General features: G+C 72.8%; 18 protein-coding genes and 1 pseudogene. 8 read left to right on the top strand and 11 right to left on the bottom strand.

The window, feature by feature from the left end:
- The first annotated feature begins 105 nt into the window (after positions 1-105).
- Complete coding sequence (locus tag HS048_RS02245) at positions 106-1,761, top strand: methyl-accepting chemotaxis protein (RefSeq protein ID WP_196465988.1); 1,656 nt, start codon at positions 106-108, stop codon at positions 1,759-1,761.
- A 210-nt stretch (positions 1,762-1,971) separates the two neighbouring features.
- On the opposite strand, the gene HS048_RS02240 is transcribed toward HS048_RS02245, so the two are convergent.
- Positions 1,972-2,139 (bottom strand): hypothetical protein, encoded by a 168-nt coding sequence (locus HS048_RS02240; RefSeq protein ID WP_196468074.1) that lies wholly within the window; start codon positions 2,137-2,139, stop codon positions 1,972-1,974.
- A gap of 140 nt (positions 2,140-2,279) precedes the next feature.
- Positions 2,280-2,675, bottom strand: a pseudogene (locus HS048_RS39070) (hypothetical protein); the annotation flags it as partial.
- Here HS048_RS39070 and HS048_RS02230 point away from each other — a divergent pair.
- Positions 2,676-3,179 (top strand): isochorismatase family protein, encoded by a 504-nt coding sequence (locus HS048_RS02230; protein WP_153054588.1) that lies wholly within the window; start codon positions 2,676-2,678, stop codon positions 3,177-3,179.
- On the opposite strand, the gene HS048_RS02225 is transcribed toward HS048_RS02230, so the two are convergent.
- From HS048_RS02225 to HS048_RS02215, 3 genes are all read right to left on the bottom strand, one after another.
- Positions 3,157-3,873 carry a phosphatase PAP2 family protein gene (locus HS048_RS02225; RefSeq protein WP_068902785.1) on the bottom strand — a complete coding sequence of 239 codons (717 nt, stop codon included), beginning with the start codon at positions 3,871-3,873 and terminating at the stop codon, positions 3,157-3,159. The genes HS048_RS02230 and HS048_RS02225 overlap by 23 nt on opposite strands.
- 51 nt (positions 3,874-3,924) lie before the next feature.
- Entirely contained in the window at positions 3,925-4,689 is a 765-nt protein-coding gene (locus tag HS048_RS02220; protein WP_230880695.1) for a phosphatase PAP2 family protein, read from the bottom strand.
- Between the two features lie 210 nt (positions 4,690-4,899).
- The gene (locus HS048_RS02215) at positions 4,900-5,286 is read right to left on the bottom strand and encodes a hypothetical protein (protein WP_191897097.1); all 387 of its coding nucleotides are present in this window, start codon (positions 5,284-5,286) and stop codon (positions 4,900-4,902) included.
- A gap of 187 nt (positions 5,287-5,473) precedes the next feature.
- Between HS048_RS02215 and HS048_RS02210 the strand changes: the two genes are divergently transcribed.
- The 3 genes from HS048_RS02210 to HS048_RS02200 are packed head-to-tail and all read left to right on the top strand — an operon-like array spanning position 5,474 to position 7,539.
- On the top strand, positions 5,474-6,199 hold the full coding sequence (locus HS048_RS02210; protein WP_196465987.1) for a GAF and ANTAR domain-containing protein: 726 nt from the start codon (positions 5,474-5,476) through the stop codon (positions 6,197-6,199).
- 11 nt (positions 6,200-6,210) lie between these two features.
- Positions 6,211-7,278: a quinone-dependent dihydroorotate dehydrogenase gene (locus HS048_RS02205; RefSeq protein WP_068902793.1), complete on the top strand. Its 1,068-nt coding sequence runs from the start codon at positions 6,211-6,213 to the stop codon at positions 7,276-7,278.
- Positions 7,279-7,335: 57 nt separating this feature from the next.
- Complete coding sequence (locus HS048_RS02200) at positions 7,336-7,539, top strand: heavy-metal-associated domain-containing protein (RefSeq protein WP_191897100.1); 204 nt, start codon at positions 7,336-7,338, stop codon at positions 7,537-7,539.
- Positions 7,540-7,767: 228 nt separating this feature from the next.
- Here HS048_RS02200 and HS048_RS02195 read toward each other — a convergent pair whose 3' ends face one another.
- The 4 genes from HS048_RS02195 to HS048_RS02180 all read right to left on the bottom strand — a co-directional run bounded on the left by HS048_RS02195 (position 7,768) and on the right by HS048_RS02180 (position 12,389).
- On the bottom strand, positions 7,768-9,486 hold the full coding sequence (locus HS048_RS02195) for a beta-N-acetylhexosaminidase (protein ID WP_196465986.1): 1,719 nt from the start codon (positions 9,484-9,486) through the stop codon (positions 7,768-7,770).
- 271 nt (positions 9,487-9,757) lie between these two features.
- Positions 9,758-10,696: an N-acetylmuramoyl-L-alanine amidase gene (locus HS048_RS02190; RefSeq protein WP_068902797.1), complete on the bottom strand. Its 939-nt coding sequence runs from the start codon at positions 10,694-10,696 to the stop codon at positions 9,758-9,760.
- Between the two features lie 225 nt (positions 10,697-10,921).
- Positions 10,922-11,182: a hypothetical protein gene (locus tag HS048_RS02185; RefSeq protein ID WP_068902799.1), complete on the bottom strand. Its 261-nt coding sequence runs from the start codon at positions 11,180-11,182 to the stop codon at positions 10,922-10,924.
- Between the two features lie 121 nt (positions 11,183-11,303).
- Positions 11,304-12,389, bottom strand: coding sequence for a LacI family DNA-binding transcriptional regulator (locus HS048_RS02180; protein WP_068902801.1), 1,086 nt, complete (start codon positions 12,387-12,389; stop codon positions 11,304-11,306).
- A 157-nt stretch (positions 12,390-12,546) separates the two neighbouring features.
- On the opposite strand from HS048_RS02180, the gene HS048_RS02175 reads away from it, so the two are divergent.
- Positions 12,547-13,230: a TetR/AcrR family transcriptional regulator gene (locus HS048_RS02175; protein WP_231647596.1), complete on the top strand. Its 684-nt coding sequence runs from the start codon at positions 12,547-12,549 to the stop codon at positions 13,228-13,230.
- 296 nt (positions 13,231-13,526) lie between these two features.
- Here HS048_RS02175 and bldC read toward each other — a convergent pair whose 3' ends face one another.
- Together bldC and HS048_RS02165 are read right to left on the bottom strand one after the other, a co-directional pair.
- Positions 13,527-13,730, bottom strand: coding sequence for a developmental transcriptional regulator BldC (gene bldC / locus HS048_RS02170; RefSeq protein ID WP_013133571.1), 204 nt, complete (start codon positions 13,728-13,730; stop codon positions 13,527-13,529).
- 320 nt (positions 13,731-14,050) lie between these two features.
- Entirely contained in the window at positions 14,051-14,908 is an 858-nt protein-coding gene (locus HS048_RS02165) for a hypothetical protein (protein ID WP_068902803.1), read from the bottom strand.
- A gap of 213 nt (positions 14,909-15,121) precedes the next feature.
- Between HS048_RS02165 and HS048_RS02160 the strand changes: the two genes are divergently transcribed.
- Both HS048_RS02160 and HS048_RS02155 read left to right on the top strand, forming a co-directional pair.
- On the top strand, positions 15,122-16,237 hold the full coding sequence (locus HS048_RS02160) for a Glu/Leu/Phe/Val dehydrogenase (protein WP_307832343.1): 1,116 nt from the start codon (positions 15,122-15,124) through the stop codon (positions 16,235-16,237).
- 149 nt (positions 16,238-16,386) lie between these two features.
- Entirely contained in the window at positions 16,387-16,620 is a 234-nt protein-coding gene (locus tag HS048_RS02155; RefSeq protein ID WP_068902805.1) for a DUF3073 domain-containing protein, read from the top strand.
- Positions 16,621-16,865 lie beyond the last annotated feature (245 nt).

The following is a 16,865-nucleotide window of genomic DNA, read 5'->3' as shown; positions in this document are numbered from 1 at the left end:
CCGGCTCCGGTGCCGATCTTTTGACCTGCGCGACCCCCCGAACCACCGGAGAAGCAGCCGACACCGCGGCCGGGGTCCTCCTCTGACCGATCGGGAGATCTCCCCATGCCATCCACGACGGAACAGCGGGCCGTACCCGCTGAGAGCCCGTCCTCCGGGCGCCGCTCCCTGAGGGGCCGGCTCGCCGACCTCAGCGTCCGGAAGAAGATCCTGACCAGCCTGCTCCTGGTGGCCGGGGTCAGCCTGGCCACCTCCACGGTCGCCCTGACGGGCATGGCCGCGATGAGCGACAGGGTGGACCACCTCTACAGCAACAACGTCGTGCCGCTCACGGGGCTGTCGCTGGTCCACCACTCGGAGGTCAAGTCGCGGCTGGACGTCCTGCGGATCGCCATGGCGCCGGACGACGCCGCGACGCGGGACTACCAGGAGTCCCTGCGCGAGAGCGACGAGCAGATCGCCCAGGGCCTGGAGAGGTTCAAGGAGTACGTCCCGGAGGGCGGCGAGGAGCCCCTCGCCGTCTTCGAGGACAACTGGGCGCGCTGGATCGAGGTCCGCGACGGGCAGGTCCTTCCGCTGGCCCTCAAGCATGACGTGCACGCCGTCGACCGGATGATGGAGTCCACCGGCCAGCCGCTCATCTCCGCGGCGGTCGAGGGGCTGGAGGAGCTGGAGCGGATCGAGGCGGAGGCCGCCAAGGCGGACCACGCCGCGACCCTCGACGCCTACGAGAGCAGCCGGACCCTGCTGATCGTCTTCCTGGTGGCCGGCTCGCTGGCCGCGTTCGGCCTGGCGCTGCTCGTGGCGGGGTCGATCGTGCGGCCGCTGGCCCGGGTGTCGGCCGTGCTGTCGGCGCTCGGCCGGGGCGACCTGACGGCGAAGGCCGAGGTCCACAGCCGTGACGAGGTCGGGCGGATGGCCGCCGCCCTGGGCGAGGCCATGAGCGGCGTCCGCGCCTCGGTCGAGGCGATGACGCGCAGCGCGGACGAGCTGGCCGCCACGGCGGACGAGCTGTCGGACGTCAGCGGCCGGATCGCGGCGAGCGCGGAGCAGACCAGCGCGCAGGCCAGCGCCGTCTCCGCCACCGCCGAGCGGGTCTCCCAGAATGTGCAGAGCGTCGCCGGGGGCACCGAGCAGATGGGCGCCGGGATCCGGGAGATCGCGAGCAGCGCCGCGGAGGCGGCCCGGGTCGCGACGACCGCGGCGCGGGAGGCGGACGAGGCCAACGCGACCATCGAGCGGCTCGGCGAGGCGAGCAACGAGATCGGCAACGTGGTCAAGATGATCACGACCATCGCCGAGCAGACCAACCTGCTGGCGCTCAACGCCACGATCGAGGCGGCGCGCGCGGGCGAGTCCGGCAAGGGCTTCGCGGTGGTCGCCGGGGAGGTCAAGGACCTGGCTCAGCAGACCGGTCAGGCCACCGACGACATCGGCACCCGGGTGCAGGCCATCCAGACGGGCACCTCGGTCGCGGTCGGCGCGATCAGCGCGGTGGGCTCGGTCATCGAGCAGGTGAACGACTACCAGGCCAGCATCGCCGACGCGGTCGAGGAGCAGTCGGCCACCACGACGGAGATCAGCCGCAACATCGCCGAGGCGGCCGGCGGCAGCACCGAGATCGCGCTGAGCATCGCCGACATCGCCGCGGCCGCCCAGGCCACCAGCGACGGCATCGGCCAGGCCCAGCGGGCCGCCACCGACCTGTCCCGGATGTCGGGCGAACTGCGCGAGCTGGTGGCCCGCTTCCGGCTGCGCTGACCCGCGCCCCCGGGGCACCGGCGTTCCGGGGATCGCCCCGATACCGGCACCCCGGGCCGCCCCGATACCGGCACCCCGGGCCGCCCCGATACCGGCACCCCGGGCCGCCCCGGTGCCGGCGTCCCGGGGCGTCCTGATGACGGCACCCCGGGGCGTGCGGGCATCCGGAGAGGGTTCCGGCATCCGCGGGCGGAGCCGGAGCCAGAACGGCTAGCGCGCGGCCCCCCGGAAGCACTCCGCGAGCCGGCGCAGTCCCGGCTCGATCCGCTCCGGCGGGATCGCCCCGTACCCGATGACGAGGCCCGGCCGGCCGGGAGGCTCCGCGTGGTAGCCGGACAGCGGCTCCACCGCGATCCCCGCCTCCCGGGCGCGCGACACGACGCGGTCCGGGTCGGCCGCCGCGCCGGGGAGGAACCGGGCGCACAGGTGCAGGCCCGCGGCGGAGTCGACCGGCCGGCGAGGAACCCCTCGGCGGAGAGGCGTTCGTAGGCGAGGGCGACCGTGTTGCGCGAGACGCCCAGCCGACCGGCCAGCTCGCGGGTGGACGGCAGGCGCCCGCCCGCCCGCAGGCGGCCGTCGAGGACGGCGTCGCGGATCTGCCGGTAGATCCGCGCGGTGAGGTCGCCGCGTCCGCCCAGGCTCACGTGGAAGTCCACCTTGGCCCGATCATCCGGTGACGAATCGGAACTTATGACCGGCTGATTCTCCTCCCAGAATGGCCCGCGCGGAGAACGCGGACCGAGGAGGAAGACGTGACGACCGTTGACATGTGGTTCGGCCCGAGATGCCCGTGGGCGTGGATCGCCTCGCGCCGGCTGCTGGAGGTGGAGCAGGTGCGCGACGGCCGGAGCCGGTCGGATGCGGGAGATGCGGAAACGCTTCCCTCCGCCGGTGTTTCGAACTAGAGTTCTCATGTGAATCAGGTGCTTCTCGTGATCGACGCCCAGCGCAACATGCTCCGGCCTCCCGCGCCGGTGCCCGACGCGGAGGCGGTCGCGGACGCGATCGCCGTGCTGCTGGAGCGCGCCCGCGCCGCCGGTGCCCCCGTGGTCTTCGTGCGCAACAACGGCTCCGAGGGCGATCCCGACCTCCCGGGGACGCCGGGCTGGGAGCTGGTCCACGAGGTGCTGCCCGGAGAGCAGGTGATCGACAAGCACGTCCCGGACGCGTTCGACGGGACCGACCTCGCCTGGGTGCTCCCGCCGGTGGCCTCGGTCGTGGTGGCCGGGATGCAGAGCGAGTGGTGCGTCCGGGAGACCTCCCTGGCGGCGCTGGCGCGCGGGCACGCCGTCACCCTCGTCCACGGGGCCCACGCGACCTACGACGGCGACGAGCCCGCCGCGGCCGTCTCCCGGAGGGTGGAGGAGGAGCTGACCGCGGCGGGAGCCAAGGTGGCTACGCCGTACGAGCTGTTCTGAGTCCTTCGGGGCCCTTCCCGTCCCGCTCCCGCCGCCGCGGACGCAGGAGCAGCGCGTTGGCGGCCACCGCGACGCAGACCAGGCCGAGCAGGAAGCCCCAGCTCACATCGCTCAGGTGGTGCATGCCGCGATACATCCGGGAGTAGGCGATCCCGAGCGGGACGCCCAGGCCGACCAGCCACCACAGCACGTTCAAGATCTTGTGGCGGTGGGTGTGCAGGGTGAGCACCAGTGCGACGCCGCAGTAGAAGGCGACCGCAGCGCTGGTGTGCCCCGAGGGGAAGCTCGAGGTGGGCGGCGCCGGGTCCAGATGCTGGACCGCGGGCCGCTTGCGCTCCGCCAGGACGGTGGAGAGCAGGAAGATCAGTGACTGCGACCAGACGGCCGTCACCAGGAAGAGCGACTCGTTCCAGCGCTTGAAGACCAACCGGAACACGATCAGGAGCACGGCGGTGGCGCCGACGATCACCGGGGTGTCCGACAGGCCGGAGAGCACGTCGGTGACGTCGCTCCAGAAGGTCGTCCGCTCCCGGGCCAGTTCCTCGTTGACCCCGCGGTCGTTCGCGCCGATGGTCGTCGGCTCCAGCACCTTGGTGATCAGCAGCCCGACGCCGATCGTCAGAACGGCCATGACGGACAACGGGAGCAGGATGAGCCGCAGGGCGTCCCGGAGATCGATCGGCAGTTTCGACATGAGGCGCGAGCTACCCCAAAAACGGCCACAGGAACACCCAAGCGGGGGTGTTCACGCCGTGCGGCCGGGGCTCCCCCCGCCGTCCTCCTCCATCTCCGGCTCCACGCCCTCCTCGTACGGCACGGCGGGCCTGCGGCCCTCGTCGCGCCGCCAGGCCTCGTACCCCGCGGCCGTCGCCGCCACGGTCGCGAGCCCCAGGGTGACGCCCGCCACCACGTCGCTGACCCAGTGCACGCCGAGCGCCACCCGGCTGTAGGCGACGAACGCGGTGACGACCGCGGCGCAGCCCCAGGCGGCCAGATGGGCGGCCCGGCTCCGCAGGAAGGGGAGCAGGAGGAGCACGGCCATGCTCGCCCCCGTGGCCGCGGCCATCGCGTGGCCGGAGGGGAAGGAGGCGCCGGGCGCCCAGGAGATCGGGTCGGGCATCACCGGCCGGGCCCGGTCCACGAGCTCCTTGACCGCCAGGTTCAGCAGGCCGCTGACGGTGATCGTGACGATCGTCCAGACGGCCAGGCGCCGCCGTCCCCGGTGCCAGAGCCAGATCGCGGCCAGCACCATCAGGACGCGCCACGTCACCGGGCCGAAGACCTCGGTCGCCACGTTGAGGAAGTCCCCGTAGCCGGGCTGGGAGAGCGTGTGTTCGTGTGCCCGCTCGGCCATCCGCTGGTCGAAGTCGTTCAGCGGTGAGAACGACGAGACCACCAGCGCCAGCAGCAGCACGAACGGCGCCGAGAACAGCGCCACGGCCGCCACCGCGAAGGTGAGCCGCATGCCCAGACGGCGATCCGAGTCCTGGCGTTCGAGGAAACCGACCATCGTCAATGGCTACCCGGTCAGACGCGTCCATGCGCGGAACGGGAACGCAATCCCGGTCGGGGCGGCGTGTCGCGCCTTCCGGCAGGTGGCTCAGGCGCGCCGTACCGGGCGGTGAACGGCCCCGGTGCGCCGTACCGGGTGGTGAACGGTCCCGGCGTGCCGTACCGGGTGGTGAACGGTCCCGGCGTGCCGTACCGCCCGGCGGGTGGCTCAGGCGGCGGCGTGCCGGGCCTCGCGGCGGGCGGTCCAGCGCAGCACGTCGCAGTGGCGTCGCTCGGCCTCGGCGAGGGCGGGTTCTCCGGCGTAGGCGTCGAGCACGCGCCGCAGGTACGGCAGCTGCTCCGCCACGTCGGCCCACGCCTGCCCGGGGTCGCCCGCGCCGAGTTCGATCAGCGCGTCCAGGTGCACGGCGTAGGCCGCCCACCACTGGCGGCTCAGTTCGGCCAGGAACCCGTCCAGCCCGCCGAACTCGCGCTCGATCTCGGCCTCCCACCACGGCGGGACGGTGGTGTGCCCGGTCTCCGCCAGGTCGCGCAGCACGACGTGTGCCAGGGTGCGGCGGCGGCGGACGGCGGTGGGACGTGAAGGAATGCTCATGCGCACAGCCTGCCGATCTTCGCTTGACGAATGCTTGACGTCGCGTTGACGCCGATCGCCGGACTTCCCGGGACCGTTCCCGCAGGCGGCCGCGGGGCCGCGGATCCTCGCTCATGAATCCTCCGTTTCTGGGCAGCCGGGGTCCCGAGTCAGGTGACGGGACGTCGTGGCGAAAGGCATTGCGCACATGTCATATCTGGACCCGGAAGCGTTGGTCGCGAGTCTGCGGCGGATCCGGACGGAGGCCCCCGAGACGGGGATCGTCCAGCAGCTCGAGCGGGCCGTCGAGGTCGTGGACGCGCTGCTCGGTTACTCGGGCGCGGGCCTGATGTTCGCCGAGGAGGGCAAGGAACTGCGCTACCTGGTCGCCACCGACGACCCCGGGCGCAGCCTGGAGGGAGCCCAGCTCCACCTCGGCCAGGGCCCGTGCGTGTCCGCCTACGAGCAGGACGCGGCGGTCACCTGCGCCGACGTGCGCGCGGACCCGCGCTGGCCGGAGCTGGCCGCACGGCTCCACCCCGGTGTGCGGGCGGTCGCCGGCGTGCCCGTACGGCTCGGCGGCCGGCCGGTGGGCACGCTGAACGTCTACCAGTCCACCCCCTACGCGTGGACCGAGGCCGACGTCCAGACCCTGCACGCCTACGCCGACGTGATCGAGCAGCTGCTCATCGCCGCGACGGCGGCCGAGGAGAAGACCGTCCTGGCCGGACAGCTCCAGCACGCCCTCGACTACCGGATCCTCATCGAGCGCGCGATCGGCTACCTGATGGGCAAGCACGACCTCACCGCCGCCCAGGCGTTCACCGGGCTGCGCAAGCGGGCCAGGGACAGCCGTCGGAAGGTCGCCGATCTGGCGGCCGAGGTGCTCGGCGAGGGGGCGGTCGGCGCGGGCGGCGCCCGGCCGGGGGACTAACCTGACCGGTGATGTATCGATTCCTTTTCACCCAGCTGCTCAGCCGTATCGACCCGGAGGATGCGCACCATCTGACGGTCGGCGCGCTCCGCCTCCTCTCCACGGCGCCGGTGGTGAAGAAGGCGGTCCACCGCCGCCTCGCCCCGCGCGACCCGGCGCTCCGGGTGCAGGCGTTCGGCGTGCACTTCCCCGGACCCTTCGGCCTGGCGGCCGGTTTCGACAAGGACGCCGGGTGCGTGGAGGCCATGTCCGCGCTCGGCTTCGGCCACGTCGAGGTGGGCACGATCACCGCGCACGCCCAGCCGGGCAACGCCAGGCCCCGGCTGTTCCGGTTGCCCCGGGAGCGGGCGGTCATCAACCGGATGGGCTTCAACAACGCGGGCGCGGGCGCCGCGGCCAGGGCGCTGGGCCGGACGCGCGGCGTCCCGGCGGTCGTCGGGGTCAACATCGGCAAGACCAAGGTCGTGCCCGAGGCGGAGGCCGCGGCCGACTACGTGGCGAGCGCGAAGGAGCTGGCCCCGCTCGCCGACTACCTGGTCGTCAACGTCAGCTCGCCCAACACCCCCGGCCTGCGGAACCTCCAGGCCGTCGAGCTGCTGCGCCCGCTGCTGTCGGCGGTCAAGGAGGTCGCGGACGGCACCCCGAAGCGCACCCCGCTGCTCGTCAAGATCGCTCCCGACCTGGCCGACGAGGACGTGGACGCGGTCGCCGACCTGGCCCTGGAGCTGGGACTCGACGGCATCATCGCGACCAACACCACGATCGGGCGCGAGGGCGTCTCCAGCACCGAGGCCGGCGGCCTGTCCGGCCGCCCGCTGAAGGCCCGGTCGCTGGCGGTGCTGCGCAGGCTGCGCGCGCGCGTCGGAGACCGGCTCACGCTCGTCTCGGTCGGCGGGGTCGAGGACGTCGACGACGTCTGGGAGCGCCTGCTCGCCGGGGCGACCCTGGTCCAGGGCTACACCGGCCTGATCTACCACGGGCCGCTGTGGGCGTACCGCATCCACCGGGGGCTCGCCCGCCGCATGCGCCGGCACGGCGTCTCCGATCTGCGTGAGATCGTCGGCCGCACCGCGGGCTGATTAGTACCCTGGGGGGGTACTATCGAGATCACTGAGATCATCGAGATCGGAGGCATCATGAGCGTCGCCACCTACACCGTCACCGGTATGACCTGCGGGCACTGCGTGAGCTCGGTCAAGGAGGAGGTCGGCGAGGTCCCCGGCGTCACCGCGGTCGAGGTCGACCTGGAGTCCGGCCGGGTGGACGTCACCGCCGACCCCCTCGACGACGGGGCCGTCCGCGCCGCGATCAAGGAGGCCGGCTACGAGGTGGCCGGCTGACGGCCGCCCGGCCCGCGTCCGGGCCCGGTGCCCGTACGGCCCGCGCCCCGGCATCGGCATCGGCTGTGCCCGGTGCCCGCTCGGCTCGCGCCCCGGCGTCGGTATCGCCCGCGTCCGGGCCCGGTGCCCGTACGGCCCGCTCCGGCCCGGCGTCCGCACCGCCGGCGCCGGGAGCGCGCCGCCCGCCCTCCCCGCCCGCCCGTGGCACCGGGCGGGCGGAGAAGGCGATCAGAAGCTCGTGCTGGGGCGGGTGGAGTCGGCGCTGCGGGTCAGCTCCTCCACGTGCTTCATGACGTCCTCGACCCTGACGACGCCCGGCCGGTGGCGGCGCCACCCGGTCCCGCCGCGCTGCCAGGGGCGCGGACCGGAGAGCGGCCTGTACTCCACGCCCAGCGCGTCCAGCCGCCCGAGGTGCCGCTCCAGCCGGGCGTCGAACGAGGGGTCGGCCGATCCCGACCAGGCGACCTCCGCCAGCGCGCACCCCCGGGGCCACGCCCGGTAGTCGACGGCCCGCCCGTCGGGCAGGCGCTCGCTCCACAGCTGGAACTGCGCCCCCAGCACCCGCCCGGCCTCCTCGGGCTCCCACGACTCCGGCGCCGGGGCGAACCCCGCCACGTCCGCCACCGTGATCGCGTCCCCGATGGCGACGGGCTCGTCCTCCGACGACGCCTCCGCGTAGTCGAAGTAGAGCGGGAAGATCGGCGCCTGCACCACGTCGTGCCCGGCTGCGGCGGCGCTGCGGGCCACCCCCGGACCGCGCCAGGGCATCACGACCGTGTCCGGCCGGAGCGCGCCGCTGACGAACGCCTCGTCCCAGACCACCGCCCGGCTGCCCCGCTCCGCCAGCACGTCCGCGAGCCGCCGCAGGAACCACGCGTGCAGCTCACCCGGGCCGGAGAGCCCCAGCTCCGCCTGGAACGCGGTGATCTCCGCCGACGCCGCCCAGTCGTCGAGCACGCACTCGTCCCCGCCGATGTGCACGTACGGCGTCTCGCCCAGCGCGCCGAGCAGCTCGTCGAGGACGACGGTCAGGAAGTCGATCGTCGGCGGCAGCGGGGAGAGGATGGCGGGGGAGATGCCCCACCGCTCCAGCACCCCGAACGGCTCCGGCGTCCGCCCGTCCGTGGCGCGCGCGTCGAGCTCGGGATGGGCGGCGAGGATCGCCGAGGCGTGTCCCGGCACGTCGATCTCCGGGACGACCGTCACGGCCCGGTCCCGCGCGTAGGCGGCGATCTCGGCCAGGTCCTCCAGCGTGTAGTACCCGCCGTGCGGGACGTCGTCGAAGGTCTCCTCCTCGCGGTAGTAGCTGGTCACCGTCCGGGGCCGGTGCGAGGCCACCTCGTGCAGCCGCGGGTACGCCCGGCTCTCGACCCGCCAGCCCTGGTCGTCCACCAGGTGCAGGTGGAGCCGGTTCAGCTTGTGCGCCGCCATGAGGTCGATCATCCGCAGCACCTCCCGCTTCGGCAGGAAGTGCCGGGCCACGTCCAGGTGCGCGCCGCGCCAGGAGAACCTCGGCGCGTCCGCGATCCGCACCGCCGGGACGCTCCCGCCGGCCCGGCCGGTGCGGAACGCCGTGTCGGGCAGGAGCTGACGCAGGGTCTGCGCGGCGTAGAACGCCCCCGCCTCCCCGGCCGCCGCGATCCGCACGCCCCGGGACGACACCTCCAGCCGGTAGGCCTCGGGCCCCAGCGCGGCGTCCCGCTCGACCGCGACCGCCGCGTCGGGCACCGCGCCCGTCTCCCCGGCCGCCGGGCCGTCCGCCTCCGGCGGCGCTCCCCGTCCCGCCGGCCCCGTGCCGTCCCCGGCGGGGCGCAGGTCCAGGGCCGGGAGGGCCCGCCGTACGGCGTCCACCAGGTCGGCGGGGCCGCAGATCGGGTCACCGGGGGACAGGTCGAAGGAGTCGGGGCCGTACTCGGCGGAAACGGGACGGGGAAGCAGGTCGGTCATGGCCCAGATCATGCCGAACCCGCGAGGAAATAGGAAGGAAACTTTCCGGATGTTCTGCAGGGCGGACCGGGCCCGGGGAACCCGAGGAGGGCGGACCGCGCAGGAAAGTCCCAAGAGCGGACCGCGCAGGAAAGTCCCGAGAGCGGACCGCGCCCGGGGAAACGACCCCGGCGTGGGCCGGAGCCCGGGCAAGACGGGCACGCAGGGGGACCGGCGCCCGCACGGGCGGGTCCCTCTGCCCGGGCCCGCCCGTGCGGGCGCCGGTCGGCGCCTACGTGAGGTAGTCCTGCAGCCCGTTGGCGAGGGAGAGCGCGATCCTCTCCCGGAACTGCGCGTTCCTGAACTTCCGCGCCTCACCGGCGTTGCGCATGTTCCCGCACTCGATGAAGATCTTCGGGACCTTGGAGAGGTTCAGCCCGCCGAGGTCGTTGCGGAAGCTCAGTGCGTCGCGTCCGATGTAGGTGGAGTAGGGCAGGCCGGTGCCGCTCCTGAAGGCGTTCCGCACGGCGAGGCCCAGCTTCCTGGAGTCGTCCACGACCGGGTCCACCGGACCGTTGATCCGTTTCGGCATGATCACGTGGAAGCCGCGGTCGGAGGCGCCGGCCCCGTCGGCGTGCACCGAGATGGCCGCGTCCGCCCGGGCCCGGTTGCCGATGGCCGCCCGCTCGGTGATGCACGGGCCGACGCCCGTGTTGTTCTGGCGGGTCAGCTTCACCGTCGCGCCCCTGGACTCCAGGAGCGCCTTCAGCTGACGGGACACGTCCCAGGTGAAGGCCGCCTCGGCGTAGCCGTCGTTGGTCGCGGTCCCGGTGGTGTCGCAGGCCTTCTTGTGGGTCAGGACGTCGACCTGCCGGTTGATCGCCGACGGGTTGCGGTAGTTGTGCCCGTTGTGGCCGGGGTCGATGACCACGACCTTGCCGCGCAGCGGCTTGACCGCGGCGCTCCCGCCCGGTGCGGGGACCGTCGAATCGGAGGTCGCGGTGGTCTCGCCGGAGGGAGAAGCGGTGCCCTCCTCGGCGGGGGGCGCGGTGGAGGGGGCCGGCGCGTCGGAGTCCGGTGAGCCGGCGGGTGCCGAGGCACCGGGCTCCGCCGGGCTCGTGGCGGGTCCGGGGGCCGCCGGGCCCGCCGTGCCGTCGTCCGGGGCGCCGCCGCAGGCGGCGACGCCCAGACCGCACAGGACGAGGGCCGCCGCGAGTGCTCTGCTGGTCACGTTCTTCCCTTCGCGCGGAACCGTCGGCACCCCAACCTACGCGGCCCGGCACCGTGATCGGTGCCCGTCGGTGCCCGTCGAGGCCGTCGGACGGTCACGGACCTGACGGCCGCGGCCGTCAGGCACGGTCATCGGCCGGCCGTCGGAGCGGTTCCGGGCGCGATCACCGGGCGGTCGCCGACCCGGTCGACGAGCGCGATCCCCGGCCGCGATCCCCGGCCGCGATCACCAGGCGTGCTCGCCGGTCTCCTGCCGTTGCAGGAGTGCGGCGAGTTCCTGCGCCTCCTCGGCGTCCACGCCCAGCACCACGCGCGGCCGCCCCCAGGGATGGTCGATCGAATGGGCGACGTAGCTGGCCACGGAACCCGCCGTGGCGGCGGCCTCGGCCTCGGCGCCGCGACCCCGGGCGCTCCGCCACTGTGCCCACGCCCGCTCCAGTTCGGAGGCGGCGCGCTGGGCGCATGACACCAGTTCTGGATCACGCATAGTTACCCCCTTGTCACGCCAGAGTCAACACCAGGGACTCGTGGCGGCTCCGAGGGTTTGCCCAGCCTTGGTGCCCGCCTGGAGACGGGGTGACCCTCCCGGAACCCCTCCAGGCGGGCGCCTACGCCCCGGCGGGGCCCGTGCTGCGCCGTACGACGAGTTCGGGGGTGACCTGCCGCAGGCGGGACGCCTTCCGCGGGTCGCCGATGCGGTCGCTGAGCAGCGCCGCGGCCGAGCGGCCCATGGCCCGGCGGGGCTGGTCGACGGTGGTGAGGGAGATCGCGGGCACGCCCGCCAGATGGGTGTTGTCGTATCCGACGACGGACAGGTCCTCGGGGACCCGCAGCCCGAGTTCGGCCGCGGCGGCGAGCACGCCCATGGCCACCATGTCGTTGGCGGCGAAGACCGCGGTGGGCCGGGGGTCGCGGGTCAGCAGGCTCCGCGCCGCCCGGGCGCCGCCCTCCTCGGTGGGGTCGCCCTGCTCGACCATGATGTACGGCGCCAGCGCGTGCCGGCGCATCGCCACCAGGTAGCCCTCGCACCGGAACCGGCCGGAGGAGGACCGGGTCCCCTCGATGTGGGCGATCCGGCGGTGGCCCAGCTCCACGAGGTGGTCGATGGCCAGGCGCGCGCCCAGCCGGTCGTCGTCCACGACGACGTCCACACCGCCGAGGTCGATGTCGCGCTCGCCCACCACGACCATGGGCGTGTAGCCGGTGGCCTCGATGAGCGTCTCGCTGGTCGGCGGGATGCCGAGCAGGACGAGCCCGTCCACCCGCAGTTCCAGGAAGGCCTCGACGGCCTCGTCCTCGAAGGCCGGGTCCCACTGGCTGTTGCCGATGAGCAGCCGCAGCCCGTCGCCGTGCAGGCTCTCCTGCAGGCCGTCCAGGAACTCGGCGTAGAAGGGGTTGTGCAGGTCGGCGACGAGGGCTCCGACCAGGTGGGTGCGGCCCTCGACCAGGCTCCGCGCGACCGCGTTGGGACGGTAGCCGAGGTCCCTTGCGGCCTGCAGCACGGCCTGCCTGCGGTGCTCGCTGACGTGCGGTGATCCGCGCAGCACGAGTGAGACCAGCGATTTGGAGACACCGGCTCGTTCGGCGACGTTGCGGATGGTGGGACGTGGTCGCGGCCCGCCGCCGTCCGGGGGGACGGCTGCGGCGAACTCGCGGGTTCGGGTGGCGGCGGTGTTGACCGGCGGTCCTGACATGGCTCTCCCCCGGAATGGTGGGTGGGCACCTGCGGAGGGTGTCCTGACGCCCTCTCACTCAAAACGATCGAGTTCCGGATGGGGTACGGCTTTCGCGGGACGGAACTCGGATCTTGACCCGGCCGCCGTCCGCTCCCACTCCGATAGTGTGCGCACTGTGGGTTCGAGATCCGGGGCCGCGAGGCAGGAGAAGTCCGGCGACGCGCGACCGGCGCGGCGCAGGCTCAGCGTGGACCGGCGCCGCGAGGAGCTCATGGCCGCGGCGCTGGAGCTGTTCAGCAGGCACGACGCCGAGGACGTCTCCATCGACGACGTGGCCTCCGCGGCCGGGGCGTCGCGCGCCCTGGTCTACCACTACTTCGGTGGCAAGCAGGAGCTCTACGTCGCCGCGCTGAAGAGCGCCGCAGCGCAGCTGGAGGCGCGGCTGCGCCCTCACGGGAACGGCCGTCCGATGGACGAGCTGGCCCTGGGGCTGGAGCGTTACTTCGACTTCGTCGAGGAGCATGCGGCGGGTTTCGCCGCCCTCCTCAAGGGCGGCCCGGCCAACCGCAGCGGCGAGATCGGCGAGATCGTCGACAGTGTCCGGCACCGCCTGCTCCGCCTGATCATGCGGCAGATGAGGGTCGAGGAGCCGGGCCCGGCCCTCCGCATCACGCTGCGTTCGTGGATCGCCTCGGTCGAGACGGCGGGCCTCGACTGGCTGGAGCACCGGGACGTCGAGCGGCCCACGCTGGAGCGCATGCTGGTCGACCACATGGTGGCGCTGCTCGGGGTCGCCGCCGACCACGACCCGCAGGTCGCGGAGCTCCTCGAGGAGCTGGTCCGGGACCAGCTGCTCTGACGGGAGCCGGAAGGCCGGAGAGAGCGGGGGCGGAGTGCCGCCGACCGCGGAAGGACGTCCGACGGAGCTTCACCGGGGAAGCGGGCCGCCGGTGGACGGATCGCGCGAGATCCCGGCACGTCCCCGCTGACGGAGCGTCACCGGTTACGGACGGTCACTGATTACGGACAGTCACCGGCCGGGGAGGCGGCGCCGGGCGGGCGGCGCCGCTCTCCACAGAGCCTGTGCGGTCCACGCGCCCACACTCCCGGTGAGCGCGCGATGTTGTCCCCCCGGATCCGAGTACGGCCCCCGCCCTACTCGGAGCGCTGCTGCGGAATCCCCGCGAGCAGCGCGCGAACCTCGGTCTCCCGGTAGCGGCGGTGCCCGCCCAGCGTGCGGATGGACGTCAACTTGCCCGCCTTCGCCCACCGTGTGACGGTCTTGGGGTCGACGCGGAACATGGTTGCGACCTCCGCCGGGGTGAGCAGCGGCTCGGCCTCAGGTGTACGAGCTGACATTTGTGCGGCCTCTCCTCCGTGTGGACCGACGACAGCGATCCTGCGACTTGACGCTTGTCACGGATGTCCCCCTATGGTCCCTTGCGTGCGGCAGTTCGGACCATATGCGGCATCACCCGATGTGACCATACAGCCACACAGAGCGATTGGCGAGTCTTTGGGGCGACTCATCTCTCTTGTGTATGCGGTGTTGTCACGCTCGGTGATTCTAGCGACACGTTTCGTGGTATCGCAGTGAAAACGGCAAATTACTCAGTTCGCAGATGCGTCCCCGGACGTTGACAGCCTCACTTATGCAGGTCAGAGGGGTGATATGCGACTCAGTTTGCTGATTCGAGAAGTTGTATTGACCTCCAGCGGGCGATCACCCTCTGGTACATGGCGAAGGCCAGCTCTTCCTGTCCGGTGTCCAGACCCGTCAGCGCGGCGGCGAGCTCGGCCACCGACTGGTCGGCCCGGAGCTTCTCGTCGTCCATCAGGTGGACGATGCCGCCGTAGTCCAGCTCCACCAGCGAGTGCGGGTGGAACTCCTCCAGCCAGCGGGCCACGTCCTCGACCTCCTCGGTGATGCCGACGTCGCCCACCTGGCGGCGGAGGATCTGCAGCGCGCGGGCGACGCGGCGGCGGGCGTGCGCCATGGAGGTGACGTAGATCAGGTTGCGGGTGGTGGTCGTCCCCCCGGTTCCCGCCTCGCCGTCGAGGGCCAGCCAGCGCTCGCCCCCGTCGAAGGGCAGGAACCAGGACGTCGGGATGTGCCAGGTCGAGGTGCGGATGTGGGTGCGCAGCGCGGCCGTCCCGCCGCGGCGCTTGAACCGGTCGAAGTCGTCGGCGGTCTGCTCGGCGATCGACAGCGGCACGAACCGCTCCGCCACCGCGACGGGGGTCGTCCCCCGGAAGCGCGAGAAGGCCAGCCACGAGCGCAGCCTGCTCTGCCACGGGCAGACGTACAGCACGTCGTCCACGCGCCTCAGATAGGCGTTGGGGCTCTCGTGGACCGGGGCCGGGGCCGGTGGGACCCCCAGGAGGCGGGCGACCGCCTCACCGTGTTCGGCGTGGAGCGCGCTCGCCCGGCGGGGCCGGTCGGGCGTCTCGGCGTAGGCCTGCCATGAGGCGCGCTCGGTGGGGCTGAACGCGGTCAGAGGTTCATAGACGCGGAGGTACGCGGCATAGGGCAGCACGCTCGCATCGTGCCATGAAGAGCCCGCCCTTGTCCGGTACCGGACCGTGCCGGACCCCCTGTCCGCCCGTTTCCGGCCCGGCGCGGGCGCGGCACGCCGTCCCGGCAGGTGAGAGGGGAGGGTTCCCGGTCGTCACGCTCGGCGGGTTGTGGTTACGCTGAGTCTGATCTCCGCCGCGACGGAGCGGCGGACCGGACGACGGGAGTCACCACCGTGACGGACGTCTTCGGGCTCTCCCACAAGGACAGCAGCCCGGTGAGCACCCCGATGAGCGGCCAGGCCGGACACGAGCAGGTGGTCTTCTGCTCCGACGAGCGCAGCGGCCTCCGCGCGATCATCGCGATCCACAACACCGCCCTGGGTCCGGCCCTCGGCGGGACCCGGTTCTACCCCTACGAGAGCGAGCAGGCCGCGCTGGCGGACGTGCTCAACCTCTCGCGGGCGATGGCCTACAAGAACGCCCTGGCGGGTCTCGACCTCGGCGGCGGCAAGGCCGTCATCATCGGCGACCCGGAGGCGGACAAGAACGAGGCGATGCTCCGGGCCTACGGCCGGTTCGTCCAGTCCCTGGGCGGGCGCTACCTCACCGCGTGCGACGTCGGCACCTACAGCGAGGACATGGACCTCATCGCGCGCGAGACCTCCTACGTCACCGGCCGCACCCTCGCCCAGGGCGGCGCCGGCGACTCGTCCATCCTCACCGCCTTCGGCGTCTTCCAGGGCATGCGGGCCGCCTCCGAGCACGTCTTCGGCACCTCGTCGCTGCGCGGCAGGCGGGTCGGGGTCGAGGGCGTCGGCAAGGTGGGCCACCGGCTGGTCGACCACCTCGTCGAGGACGGCGCGGAGGTGGTGGTCTGCGACGTGAGCGAGCGGGCGGTCGAGCTCGTCCGGCGCAGGCACCCCCAGGTGGAGGTCGTCGCCGACCAGTCCGCCCTGACCGCGGCCGACATCGACGTCTACGCACCGTGCGCCCTCGGCGGGGCGCTGGACGACGGTACGGTCGCCCGGCTGCGGGCCTCGATCGTCTGCGGCGGCGCGAACAACCAGCTCGCCCACCCAGGGGTGGAGAAGCAGCTCGCCGACCGCGGCATCCTCTACGCGCCCGACTACGTCGTCAACTCCGGCGGGGTCATCCAGGTCGCCGACGAGATCCAGGGGTTCGACATGGACCGGGCGAGGGCAAAGGCCGAGAAGATCTACGCTACGACTCTCAAGATTTTCACCACGGCGGCGGAGGACGGCGTCCCGCCGGCTGTCGCAGCAGATAGGCTAGCCGAGCGCAGAATGTCGGAAGTCGGGCGGATTAGGGGCATTTGGCTAGGTCGCTAGCCCCTCATGCCCCCGCGGCGTACCGAGGCGGGCGCAAAACAGGTACGGTTGTAGTCGAACGAGAACTGACGCCTCAGTCAGGTGGCGTCAGTGCGTGGTGCGTTAGCGACGAGGGGTCGGGCACGACCCCACACGAGGGGGTCGAGCCAATGGGGCGCGGCCGAGCAAAGGCCAAGCAGGTCAAGGTTGCTCGCCAGCTGAAGTACAACAGCGGTGGCACTGATCTTGAGCGTCTTCGCAACGAGCTCGGAGTCAGAGACGACTCCGTCCACAAGGACGACGCTGACGACTCCTACGATGATCTCGCGGATCGGTATGCCGATTACGCCGATGACTTCGACCCCGGAGACGACCGGGACAACGGGACGTCCGGCCGCCGCTAGGCGGTCCGCACACTGAGCGGGTGGGAACGCCCGGCGGTCACCGCCGGGCGTTCTTTCCGCATCCGCCCTCGTTCCCACGTCCTCGCCAGGCGCTCCGGCACCCGGAGCGCCTCCGGGCATGCCCGGGAACGGCCGGCGTCCGCAGCGCCTCCGGCGCGGCCCGCAGGCGCAGCCGGAACCGCTTCCGAGGAGGCCCTGCTTCCGGTCCGGCCCGGCCGGTGCGTCCCGGTCCCACCGGAGTGGGA

The organism is Planomonospora sp. ID91781 (assembly GCF_015711595.1).
GTDB classification, from domain to species: domain Bacteria; phylum Actinomycetota; class Actinomycetes; order Streptosporangiales; family Streptosporangiaceae; genus Planomonospora; species Planomonospora parontospora.
This window is presented reverse-complemented; position numbering and strand designations above follow the sequence as displayed.